The sequence below is a fragment of the Acutalibacter sp. genome, from assembly GCF_056800975.1.
In genome coordinates this window covers 10,398-22,028 of sequence record NZ_JBQISV010000034.1, presented here as the reverse complement: position 1 = coordinate 22,028, position 11,631 = coordinate 10,398, and the positions used below count along the sequence as shown (strand labels likewise).

Here is an 11,631-nt window from a genome sequence, read left to right as displayed (position 1 = left end):
GTGTGTACTTTAACAAGCACCAGGCCTATAACTTCTACGACCTGGAGGCGCTGAAGGACTTCGACTTCTGGTATGCGGAGTATAACCCCCTGCCCTCTGTGTGCTATGGGTTCCGCACCTGGCAGTACAGCGAGACAGGCAGCGTTCCCGGCATTGATGTGACCGTGGACCTGGACCTGTGCTTTGAGCCCTACCAATAGCGCTTATACCCTTGCTTGAAAATGGAGGAAATGACGGATTTTTGACGCAGAAAGCACCGTTTTGGGGCAAAATAGACGGCGTTTCGGAGTTTTAAAACAGACTCTAGAGGCAGGCCCAAGATTTTGCTTGCTTTTTCTCAGGGCCGGTGCTATAATATAGACAGAAGTTAAAAACGACCAAGACCTTCACAAAAGCGAATCCCCGGAGAGTGCTGTCTCCGGGGATTCTTTTTGGCTTACTTGCCTTGGCTGTGTCCGTCAAGCCATTTGCAGATGTAGAATGCGACTACACTTGCCGCAACGGACAAAATAAAGTTAATAACGATATCCAAGCCTTGCCCTTCCCTTCCGGCAAAAAAGCTATACATTTTGCAAGAAGTGTAGTATAATAGCCTTGCTTGCCTGAACCCTTCGACAGCAGAAGGGAGGTGAAGGTCTTGGATCAGGGAGAATCGGGTCTTATTCTGGCTTTCGCACAATGCAGGCGGCTTTTGGGCGCTGGCTCACTCGGTCAAATGCTTCTCTGTCCAGTCAAAGGCAGCGGTGCACACATCCTTGACACAGCCCTGGTCAATGGGCGAGCGCAGCCCCACTGCGTGGGCCAGGTCAATAAAGGTCTTTGTCCCACCCAGGCGCACAAAGGCCATGTACTTCTCCCAGGCCTTTTCCCGGTCCTCCAGAGAGAGGGCAAAGAACTGCAGGCTCATCACCTGGGCCAGGCAGTAGTCGATGTAGTAGAAGGGGCTCTGATAGATGTGCATCTGCCGCTGCCACCCTGCGCCCCGGCCGTAGAAGGGCAGGCCCTCCATGTCCAGGTAAGGGCGGTAGAGCCGCTCAAGCTCTGCCCAGACCTCATTCCGCTGGGCCGGGGTCAGCTCCGGGCGGCTGTACATCTCGTTCTGGAAGTGGTCTACCAGACAGCCGTAAGGGATAAAGCTCAAGGCATCCTCTGCGTGGGAGAGCTCGTATTTGTCTGTCATGGGGCCAAAGAACAGGTGGTGCCAGGGCGCTGTCAGAAACTCCATGCTCATGGAGTGGGTCTCGCAGCCCTCCATAGTGGGCCAGCGGCTGTCGGCAATCTCAATGCTCCGGTCGGCAATGTAATTGGCAAAGGCATGGCCCGCCTCGTGGGTCAGCACGTCCACATCGCCGCTGGTGCCGTTGAAGTTGGAGAAAATAAAGGGGTACTTGTAGTCCGGCAGGCTGGTGCAGTAGCCGCCAGGGGCCTTGCCCTCTTTGGCCAGCACATCGAACAGCTCGTTGTCCATCATCAGGTCAATAAAGGCCCCGGTCTCCTCTGAGAGCTCATGGTACATTTTCCGGCCCGCAGCCATAATCTCCTCCGGGGTGCCCTGAGGCTTGGCAGAGCCGTCCTTAAACATCAGCGGGTTGTCGTAGAACTTGAAGCTGTCAATGCCCAGCCGCTTGGCCTGCCGCTCTTTCACCTTCACGGTCAGGGGCACCAGGTCCCGCACCACCTGCTGGCGGAAGCAGTCCAGGTCCTGGGGGCTGTAGCAGTTGCGGCCCATGCGCAGAAAGCCCAGGGGGACGTAGTTCTCAAAGCCCAGCTTTTTCGCCTGCTCGGTACGGTTTTTCACCAGCTTGTCGTAAAGCTGGTCAAACTCCTCCTGGTGCTGGTCAAAAAAGCTGCCCTCAGCCTCCACAGCAGCCTTGCGCACAGCCCGGTCCGTGTCCTGCTTATAGGGTCCCAGCTGGGCAATGGTGACGGTTTTGCCCATAAACGGAATGCGGGCGCTGGCGTAGAGCTTTTGATACTCGGTGCACAGCCGGTTCTCCTCCTGCATCAGGGGGATGATCTCCGGAGAGAAGGACTTCAGCTCCAGCTCGATATTGAGAAAAATCAGGGAACCCAGAGCCTCCTCCAGCTGGGGCCGGAATTTCGACTCATACAGGGCCCGGCCAAAGTCCTGGTTCTTTTCCGACACCAGGGGGTACTGCTCGTCCAGCCAGGCCTGCTCCTCCTCATAGAACTTGTCCCGGGTGTCCACTGTGTTGCGGATGGAGCACAGGGAGGACAGGGTGTTGAAGTGGGACATCAGGGCGTCCCGCTCCTTGTAGGCAGCCAGCTGCCCGGCGGCAGAGTCCGCCTCCCTCACCCGGGCGGTGAGGGCCTCCAGCTGGGCCAGCAGGGCGTTCACGTCCGGGCGGGTGTAGGTCATTTCAGAAAATTTCATTTGCTTGCTCCTTTCGTTTGCTCTCTTTTGTCCATCATACCCCTTGCAGCAGGGAAAGGTCAAGACAAAAATTGTAAAAATTAAATCAAATAAAATTCACGGCGCGTTCAGAGTTTTTTCATATTTATGGGGTACTATAAGACCGTGGCCAGCAGAGCCACAGTACGACTCTTTTTCATCATATCCTCATTTTAACTCCTTACTTCCTCTTTGGAGAGCCGTCCCCCTCGGGGGGCGGCTTTTCCTTTTGAGAGGGGCGGTTTTTGCGAGCCCGACCCCCTGCGCCTGCTATTGCGCCCATAGGAATTTTATGCTATAATAACTACAAACTGCTTTGCGCGGGGGAACAAGCCCAAAGTGTAGATGCCGGTAGCGTGTCGCTTCGCGGCTCCGCGACTTGCCCACCGCCAGGTGTGCTATAATATCCCCAGGATATTTCAGTATAGCAAGCTTGCGAAACAGGGAATGAAATGGTGTATCCCATTGCCCAAGACGCTGCTTCGCGGTTTGGCGCTATGCTGAACATGTCCCCATGAGGACACGGGAGAGCTTCCTGCCCGAGGAGCCTGCCTTTTCCTTCGGGATTGGGCCGGGAGCCCGGATGATCTTTTATTATATTTAGGTAAAACTGGACAAGCTTTATCTCAGGAGGGATTCTATGACCTTCGACCAGCAGGGCCGCCGCCTTTGGGAGCGTTTTCCCGCCCCCTCACGCTGGGCCTTTTTCAGCTGCCTGACCACCGGCCTGCTCATGCATCTCTATGCCTTTACCAACACCATTCCCAATTCCGACGGCCTGAGCCGGGTCTACGACACCCAGCAGATGACCATCTCCGGGCGGTGGTTCCTCCACTATGTCTCTGCCCTCAACAGCTTTACCCAGATGCCCATGGTCATCGGCCTGCTGGCTCTGGGGTTTTTGGGGCTGGCGGCAGGGCTGCTTGCCTCTCTGCTGGGGTTGGAAAGCCGGGCGCTGGCCGGGCTCTCCGGGGCGGTGCTGGCGGCGTTTCCCTGCTTGGGCTACACCTTTCTCTATATGTTCACTGCCTCTGACTACTGCCTGGCGATTTTTCTGGCTGTGCTGGCTGTGTGGCTGACCCGGCGCTGGCGCTTTGGCTGGGCGCTGGGGGCAGGGGCGCTGGCCCTTTCTATGGGCATTTATCAGGCCTATGCGGCTGTGGCCATTGGCGCGGCCCTGCTGGCTGTACTGGCCCGGTTTCTCCAGCCGGAGTCCAGCCTGTCCGGCACTGTCCGGCTGGGGCTGCGGATGGTGCTCCACCTGGCTTTGGGCGCGGCGCTGTACTATGGGATTCTGCTGGTGTTTTTGCGGGTGAAGGACTTAGAGCTCCTCTCCTACCTGGGCATGGACGCGGCCAGCTCCGGCTATCCCATCGGGCAGCTGCCCGGGCTGGTTCTCACCGCCTATAAGCAGGTGGCTGCTTTCTTCTTTCTGCCCGGCTCGTCAAACGGCTTTACCACCATGGGCATGGCGGCGCTGGACCTGCTTTTGCTGGCGCTGGGGGCCCTCTGCCTGTGGCTGCGGCTGAAGAACACGGGCAAAGAGCTCTGGCGGTGGCTGGGGGCATTGGCCATGCTGCTCCTGCTGCCCCTGGGGGTGGGCTTTGGGCAGCTGCTCAGCCCCTTTGCCGCACCCACGCCCTTGATGAAGTATGCCTATGTACTGGTGATTCTGGCGGCGCTTATGCTTTTGCAGGGGACAGAGCCCCTCTCCCTGCCCCGGATGGTGCGAAAGCTCCTTCCCTGGGCGGCGGGGGTCTGGGCGGCGGTGTTTCTGCTGTTCTGCCTGAACACCAACAACCTGCTCTACACTGCCGCAGACCAGGCCCACCGGGCCACCGAGAGCTATGCCACCCGCCTGCTGGCCCGGATTGAGAGCTGCGAGGGCTATGAGCCCGGCATGGAGATTGCCGTGGTGGGGGCCGTGTCCTCCAGCCAGCTGCAAAGCCAGACCGAGAGCTTCCGGCAGGTGCGGCATTATAGTGTGCCTACGGGCACAGTCCTCACCTTAAACAAGCATATCTACTACTATTTCAGCCAATGGCTCAACACCCCGGTCAAGGAGCTGGACGAGGCTGTGATGCAGAGCATTTCTGACTCCAGGGAGTTTCAGGCCATGCCCCTGTACCCGGCCCCTGGCAGCGTGCAGGTGATGAACGGCCGGGTTGTGGTGCGCATGGCGGAAAAATATACACCCAAGGCCCCCTATGAGGTGGCCTATGAGAACAGGAGATAAGCAGTGGAACAGCAACGCAGCAAGGGTCTTCTCACCGTGGTGCTTCCCGCCTATAACGAAGAGGCCTCGGTGCCCAAAGCCGCCCGGGTTCTCGCCAGCCTACTGGCCCAGGAGGACATCCCCTTTGAGCTGATGTTTATTGACGACGGCTCTCGGGACGGCACCTGGAAGGCCATTCAGGCCCAAACCAAAGAGGACCCCCGGGTGAGAGGGGTGCGGTTCTCTCGGAACTTTGGCAAGGAGGCAGCGATTTTTGCCGGGCTGGCCCAGGCCCGGGGAGACTGTGTGGCGGTGATGGACTGCGACCTGCAGCACCCCCCGGAGAAGGTGCCGGAGATGTACCGCCTGTGGCAGCATGGCTATCAGGTGGTGGAGGGGGTTAAGGCCAGCCGGGGTAAGGAGAACCCCCTTCACGGTCTGGGGGCCAAGGGCTTTTACGCCGTAATCAGCCGGGCCACTGGCATTGACATGTCCAGGGCCTCGGACTTTAAGCTGCTGGACCGGCGGGCAGTGGACGTGCTGCTGGCTATGCGGGAGAAGAACGCCTTTTTCCGGGCCCTGTCCTCCTGGATCGGCTTCTCCGCCGCCCAGGTGGAGTTTGAGGTGCAGCCCCGGGCGGCAGGGTCCTCCAAGTGGTCCATCCGCAGCCTGGTGCGGTATGCTGTCACCAATGTGGCGGCTTTCTCCGCAGCGCCCTTGCAGATTGTCACCCTGCTGGGGGCGGCGGTGTTTGTGTGCTCGGTGGGGCTGGGGCTGTGGTCCCTGTGGCAAAAGCTCACCGGGCAGGCCCTGGAGGGCTTTACCACAGTGATTCTGCTGCAGCTGCTCATTGGCAGCATTCTCATGATCTGCCTGGGAATCATCGGGTATTATGTGGCGAAGATTTATGAGGAGCTGAAGGACCGGCCCCGGTACATTATTATGGAGAAAAGCGGGGAGGAAGCAAATAAGGAGCCCTGACCATGGGTCCCCTGCCCCAAGCCTCTGCCTCTCTGTGTCTTGCCCCCTCCTGCGCTGAAAAAACAGAAACCCTTATCCCACCCGCCGAAGGGTGGGATTTTTTTACCACTTTTTTCAAAACAGCCTCTTGACAGCAGGAGGGGAACGCAGTATAATTGTTAGCGAGCGAACAGTTCGCGCGCTAACAGTACGGCCGTGGACAGTACAGATGTGAACAGTACGCCTGCGAACTGTTATGAATGAGTATTTTCAGAAAGGAGGCAGGGGATGGAGAACAAACGCGGCCGCGGGCTGCCAGAGGGGGCCCGGCCTGCCGAGCATTGGGACGAGATCGGCTTTCAAATCAACGGCCTGTCCCATATGATCCGCTGGCTCACCCACCAGTATCAGGGCGAGGACGGCGCCCGGTCCGGGGCAGGGATGTACGGCTGGCTCATCGGGTTTCTCTACGACAACCGGGACAAGGACATCTACCAGCGGGACCTGCAAAAGCATTTTTCCGTGCGGCGGTCCACCATGACCGGCATTTTGCAGGTGATGGAAAAGGAGGGCATGGTCACCCGCCGGCCAGTGGAATGGGACGCCCGGCTGAAAAAGATTGAGCTCACCGAAAAGGCTGTGCAGAGCCATGAGCGCTTTCGGAAGACCATTGAAGATATTGAGGCGCGCATCTCCTCGGGCCTGACGCCAGAGGAGAAGGAGACCTTTATCCGCCTGTGCGGAAAGATCCGGGCTGCTGTTGACCAAAAGGAGCCCCGCTCTCACACTCCACAAGAAGAAGGGAAGGATACCTGACATGATCCGTAAGCTCTCCCGCTTTGTGCGGGAATACAAAAAGGACGCCATTCTCACCCCTGTCACCGCTGCTATGGAGGTGGTGATGGAGGTGGTGATCCCCCTGCTGATGGCCTACATGATTGACGATGGCATCAACGCGGGGAACATGGGCGTCATTTGGAAAATGGGCCTGCTGCTGGTGCTTTGCGCCCTGGTCTCTCTGGCCTTTGGGGTGCTCTCGGGCTTTTTGGGGCCCGGGCCTCCACCGGCTTTGCGGCCAACCTGCGCCAGGCCATGTATTACCATGTGCAAAAATTTTCTTTTTCCAACATTGACAAATTCTCTACCGGCAGCATTGTCACCCGGCTTACCACTGACGTGAACAATGTGCAGCAGCTGTTCCAGATGCTCATCCGCATTGCGGTGCGGGCCCCGGCCACTTTGGTTTTTGCCATGGTCATGTCCTTTATGGTCAACGCCCGGCTGGCCCTGGTTTTTCTGGCCGCTATTCCTGTTCTGGGGGCAGGCATGGCCTTGATCTCCACCCGGGCTCATCCGGCCTTTAAGCGCATGTTCAAGCATTATGACCGGATGAACACCGTGGTGCAGGAGAACCTCCGGGGCATCCGGGTGGTAAAGGCCTTTGTGCGGGAGGACCACGAGACCAAGAAGTTTGTAGAGGCCAGCGACCAGATTCGGAAGGACTCCTCTTTGGCAGAAAAGATTTTGGCCTTTAACTCCCCTTTGATGCAGTTCTGCATGTATGGGGTTATTCTGCTCATCTCCTGGTTTGGGGCAAAGCTGATTGTGGGGGGCAGCATGACCACCGGCCAGCTGATGAGCATGATGAGCTATGCCATGCAGGTGCTTATGAGCCTGATGATGCTCACCATGATTCTGGTCATGGGCACCATGTCCCGGGCCTCGGCCACCCGCATTGTGGAAATTCTGGACGAGGAGAGCGACATTGCGGACGGCCCGAAGAATCTGAAAACCGTGAAAGACGGCTCTATTGTGTTTGAGAATGTGGACTTTAACTATAAAAAGTCTGACCGTACCTGCCTCTCCGGCGTCAGCCTGAACATAAAGCCCGGCCAAACCGTGGGCATTCTGGGGGGCACCGGCAGCGGCAAGTCCAGCCTGGTGCAGCTCATCCCCCGGCTTTACGACGTGCAGAAGGGCCGGGTGCTGGTTGGCGGCGAGGATGTGCGGGACTATCATGTGGAGTCCCTGCGGGAGGAGGTGGCCATGGTGCTGCAAAAGAACGAGCTGTTCTCTGGCACCATTAAGGAGAACCTGCGCTGGGGCGACGAGCACGCCACAGACCAGGACCTGGAGCGGGTGTGCCGCCTGGCCCAGGCCGACAGCTTTATCCGGGAGTTCCCCGACGGGTATGACACCTATATTGAGCAGGGGGGCACCAATGTGTCCGGCGGACAGAAGCAGCGGCTGTGTATTGCCCGTGCCCTGCTGAAAAAGCCCAAAATCCTCATTCTGGACGACTCTACCAGCGCGGTGGACACCCACACCGACGCCCTCATCCGGGAGGCCTTCCGGGAGGAGATTCCTGACACCACCAAGCTGATTATTGCCCAGCGGGTCTCTTCGGTGCAGGACGCGGACCAGATTATTGTGCTGGACGGGGGAACCATTGCCGATGTGGGCAGCCATGAGGAGCTGCTGAAGACCAGCGCCATTTATCGGGAAGTATACGAATCACAACAGAAAGGGGAGAGTGCAGATGCCTCCTAGAGGACCAGTGGGCGCGGCCTATGCCAAAAACAGGCCCAAAGCAAAAAATGGCGGAAAGGTGATTAAACGGCTTTTAAGCTATATGAGCCTGCCCAACCGCATCCGCATGGGGATTGTGTTCCTGTGCATTTTAGTCAGCGCCATGGCGGGGGTGGCAGGGTCCATGTTTCTTGAGACCCTCATCGACGGCTACATCGCCCCCCTGCTGGCCTCTCCCAACCCGGTGTTCACCGGGCTGCTGCGGGCCCTGGGCGCCATGGGGCTCATCTACCTGGTGGGCATTGCAGGCACCTTTACCTATAACTGGCTGATGGTGAGCATTTCCCAGGGCATTCTCAAGGACATACGGGACGACCTGTTTGCCCACATGCAAAAGCTGCCTATCAAGTATTTTGACACCCACACCCACGGCGACATGATGAGCCGCTACACCAACGACACCGACACCCTGCGGATGCTGGTCTCCCAGAGCATTCCCCAGCTGTTCAACACAGCCATTACCTTGGTTTCGGTGTTCTGCGCCATGGTGAGCACCAGCATTGCGCTGACTGCCCTGGTGCTGGCCATTGTGGCCCTCATGCTGTTTATGACCGGCAAAATCGGCCAGAGCTCCGGCAAATACTTCATGCGCCAGCAGAAGTCCCTAGGGGCTGTCAACGGGTATATTGAGGAGATGGTCACAGGGCAGAAGGTCATTAAGGTGTTCTGCCACGAGGAGAAGGCCAAGGAGGGCTTTGACCAGCTGAACCAGGCCTTGCGGGACGACTCGGCCAAGGCGCCAATGCCTTTGCCAACATTATGGGCCCGGTGATGAACAACATGGGCCACCTGCAATATGCCCTGATTGCCATTGCCGGGGGCGCCCTGGCCATTGGCGGGGCAGGAGGGCTCACCCTGGGGGGCATTGCGGCCTTTTTGCAGCTCTCCCGCAGCTTTACCATGCCCATTGGGCAGATTGGCCAGCAGTTCAACACCATTGTTATGGCCCTGGCCGGGGCAGAGCGCATCTTCGACCTGATGGATGAGCCCCCGGAGCAGGACGAGGGCTATGTCACCCTGGTTAACGCCAAAGAGGTAAACGGCCAGCTGACAGAGACCCCCGAGCACACAGGCCTTTGGGCCTGGAAGCACCCCCACAAGGAGGACGGCACGGTCACCTACCAGCGGCTGACCGGCCAGGTGGAGCTGCTGGACGTGGACTTTGGCTACAACGAGGAAAAGCTGGTGCTGCACAACATTGACATTGACGCCCAGCCGGGCAAAAAGATCGCCTTTGTGGGCGCCACCGGCGCGGGCAAAACCACCATCACCAACCTGATCAACCGCTTTTACGACATTGCCGACGGAAAAATCCGCTATGACGGCATCAATATCAACAAAATCAAAAAGCCGGACCTGCGCCGGTCTCTGGGCGTGGTGCTTCAGGACACCAATCTGTTCACCGGCACAGTGCGGGAGAACATTCGCTACGGCAAGCTGGACGCCACCGACGAGGAGGTGGAGGCCGCGGCCAAGCTGGCCAATGCCCACAGCTTTATCCGCCGCCTGCCCGACGGGTATGACACCATGCTCACCGGGGACGGAGGGAGCCTCTCTCAGGGCCAGAGGCAGCTGCTGAGCATTGCCCGGGCCGCTGTGGCCGATCCTCCTGTAATGGTGCTGGACGAGGCCACCTCCTCCATTGACACCCGCACAGAGCGGCTGGTGCAGCAGGGTATGGACGGCCTGATGCAGGACCGCACTGTGTTTGTCATTGCCCACCGGCTGTCTACCGTGCAGAACAGCGACAGCATTCTGGTGCTGGAGCTGGGCCGCATTATCGAGCGGGGCACCCACGAGGAGCTGATTGCCCAGCGCGGGAAGTATTATCAGCTGTACACAGGAGCGTTTGAGCTGGAGTAAAGGGGGGCGTGACCCTTTCGCAGACTTTCGTATCGGGGCGGGTATGCAGGCCTCCTATAAATCCCCTGAACGTAAATGAAATATAATGCGCAGTGGGACACTCCCCTCCCCCAGCCGGGTATGGACATTTTGCCGGGACTGTGCTATGATAATGAGAAACAACCTGTTATTGGAGTTGATCTTAATTGGATTTCAACGCTTTTGAGCTGATTCAGACTGCCTTGACCGCTGAGCTTGCCAAGCAGGGCTTTGAGGACCCCGCCCCCCTAGAGGACCCGGATGGCCGGGCCGTGATGTTTGTGGCCGAGGACGTGGCCTATAGCCTGCTGTACGCCGCAAAGCGCCAGAGCTTTGTGCTGCGCTCCACCTCGTTTAACGCGGAGGGAAAGCCCCAGCAGTGGCGGGAGCTCTCCGCATGGCTGTTTGACATGAAGACCGGCGAGCGGGCCGACGCGGAGAGCATTATCAACGACTTTCTCGAGGTGGTGCGGGGCCCCAAGCGGGTGGCCATTGTTCAGCAGCGCAAAAAAACCGCCAAGGGCGAAAACCGGGTGGTGGACCCCATGTTTTTTGTCAACCGCCTGGCAAGCCTGTTCCCGGAAATCAAGGACGCTTTGAACGAGGAGAAGATTGTGTATGGGCAGGTGCGGTACATCACCTTTTTGAAGGCCCATGTGCTGCCCCTGGCCGAGGACCTGTTGAAAAAGTATCCAGACAGCGAGCCTGCCGGCAAGCTGTGCGAGCTGCTGGATGATATGTATAAAAACGGGGACATGGACCTGCGCTCTATTGTAACCTATGAGTTTTTGAACGGCCTCTCTCAAGAGAGCTGGCAGGTGGTGCAGGGCAAGCTGGAGGGGGACCTGAAAAAGGTGGGCGGCTTCTCCCGCAAGCTGATCGGCAAAAACATCAAGCCCGAAAAGAAAAAGAAGCAGAAGGGAAAAAAGGTGGAGGCCCGGCTGTCATAGCCCCGGCGCCCCAGGAAAAACCCCGAAAAACCGGCCTGTCACCGCTTGACAGGCCCAGGGGTTTATGCTATACTGAAGATACCTCGAAAAGGGGTTTCTTTTTTTGCGCCCTTCTTTTTGAGGGAGGCTGGAGAACCGCCTTAGGCAAAACATCCAATGTATTATGGAGGTGCTGAAGAATGCGTGTGAAGATCGTGCTGGCCTGCACCGAGTGCAAGCAGCGCAACTATCTGACCAAGAAGAACAAGAAGAACGACCCGGACAGGCTGGAAATGAACAAATACTGCCGGTTCTGCCGGAAGCACACCCTGCACAGGGAAACCAAGTAAGGAGCAAACGGCATGGCGGATAACGAGAAGAACAGCGGCAAAAAGCCCAACGGCCTTGTCTCCTTTGGCAAAAAGACCGCAAAATTTGTAAAGGACTGCAAGGGTGAGATCAAAAAGATCGTGTGGCCCACGCCCAAGGCGGTGTTCAAAAACACCGGGGTGGTGCTGGCAACCATTATCGTGCTGGGACTGTTCGTGTTTTTGCTGGACACGGCCTTTATGAACCTGCTGGGCCTGGTAATGAACGTGGCCACCTAAGGCCCGCGTGAACTTTTTCTTTAAGAGGAGGACACA

Annotated in this window: 7 protein-coding genes and 3 pseudogenes; 9 read left to right on the top strand and 1 reads right to left on the bottom strand. The window is 58.0% G+C overall.

Annotated features, from left to right (window positions below; all coding sequences use genetic code 11):
- Window positions 1-200 (top strand): annotated as a pseudogene (locus ACTO5E_RS05610) (glycoside hydrolase); the annotation flags it as partial.
- A 503-nt stretch (window positions 201-703) separates the two neighbouring features.
- Here the strand turns inward: ACTO5E_RS05610 and ACTO5E_RS05605 are convergent.
- The gene (locus ACTO5E_RS05605; RefSeq protein ID WP_482302297.1) at window positions 704-2,395 is read right to left on the bottom strand and encodes a M3 family oligoendopeptidase; all 1,692 of its coding nucleotides are present in this window, start codon (window positions 2,393-2,395) and stop codon (window positions 704-706) included.
- Between the two features lie 658 nt (window positions 2,396-3,053).
- On the opposite strand from ACTO5E_RS05605, the gene ACTO5E_RS05600 reads away from it, so the two are divergent.
- From ACTO5E_RS05600 to secE, 8 genes and pseudogenes are all read left to right on the top strand, one after another.
- Window positions 3,054-4,649: a glucosyltransferase domain-containing protein gene (locus ACTO5E_RS05600; RefSeq protein ID WP_482302296.1), complete on the top strand. Its 1,596-nt coding sequence runs from the start codon at window positions 3,054-3,056 to the stop codon at window positions 4,647-4,649.
- A gap of 3 nt (window positions 4,650-4,652) precedes the next feature.
- A complete protein-coding gene (locus ACTO5E_RS05595; protein ID WP_482302295.1) occupies window positions 4,653-5,609 on the top strand; it encodes a glycosyltransferase family 2 protein in 957 nt (318 codons plus the stop codon).
- 267 nt (window positions 5,610-5,876) lie between these two features.
- Complete coding sequence (locus ACTO5E_RS05590; protein WP_482302294.1) at window positions 5,877-6,404, top strand: MarR family winged helix-turn-helix transcriptional regulator; 528 nt, start codon at window positions 5,877-5,879, stop codon at window positions 6,402-6,404.
- Between the two features lies 1 nt (window position 6,405).
- Window positions 6,406-8,138, top strand: a pseudogene (locus ACTO5E_RS05585) (ABC transporter ATP-binding protein).
- Window positions 8,128-10,040: pseudogene (locus ACTO5E_RS05580) on the top strand (ABC transporter ATP-binding protein). Before ACTO5E_RS05585 ends, ACTO5E_RS05580 begins: the two co-directional pseudogenes overlap by 11 nt.
- 185 nt (window positions 10,041-10,225) lie before the next feature.
- Window positions 10,226-11,008 (top strand): DUF7674 family protein, encoded by a 783-nt coding sequence (locus ACTO5E_RS05575; protein ID WP_482302292.1) that lies wholly within the window; start codon window positions 10,226-10,228, stop codon window positions 11,006-11,008.
- A 179-nt stretch (window positions 11,009-11,187) separates the two neighbouring features.
- Complete coding sequence (gene rpmG, locus ACTO5E_RS05570; RefSeq protein WP_066539368.1) at window positions 11,188-11,337, top strand: 50S ribosomal protein L33; 150 nt, start codon at window positions 11,188-11,190, stop codon at window positions 11,335-11,337.
- Between the two features lie 12 nt (window positions 11,338-11,349).
- Window positions 11,350-11,595, top strand: a complete 246-nt coding sequence (gene secE / locus ACTO5E_RS05565; protein WP_482302290.1) for a preprotein translocase subunit SecE — start codon at window positions 11,350-11,352, stop codon at window positions 11,593-11,595.
- Window positions 11,596-11,631 lie beyond the last annotated feature (36 nt).

Coding starts and splice junctions, on each gene's coding strand:
- ACTO5E_RS05605 (WP_482302297.1), bottom strand. CDS start 2,395: ATGAAATTTTCTGAAATGACCTACACCCGCCCGGACGTGAACGCCCTG.
- secE (WP_482302290.1), top strand. CDS start 11,350: ATGGCGGATAACGAGAAGAACAGCGGCAAAAAGCCCAACGGCCTTGTC.
- rpmG (WP_066539368.1), top strand. CDS start 11,188: ATGCGTGTGAAGATCGTGCTGGCCTGCACCGAGTGCAAGCAGCGCAAC.
- ACTO5E_RS05590 (WP_482302294.1), top strand. CDS start 5,877: ATGGAGAACAAACGCGGCCGCGGGCTGCCAGAGGGGGCCCGGCCTGCC.
- ACTO5E_RS05600 (WP_482302296.1), top strand. CDS start 3,054: ATGACCTTCGACCAGCAGGGCCGCCGCCTTTGGGAGCGTTTTCCCGCC.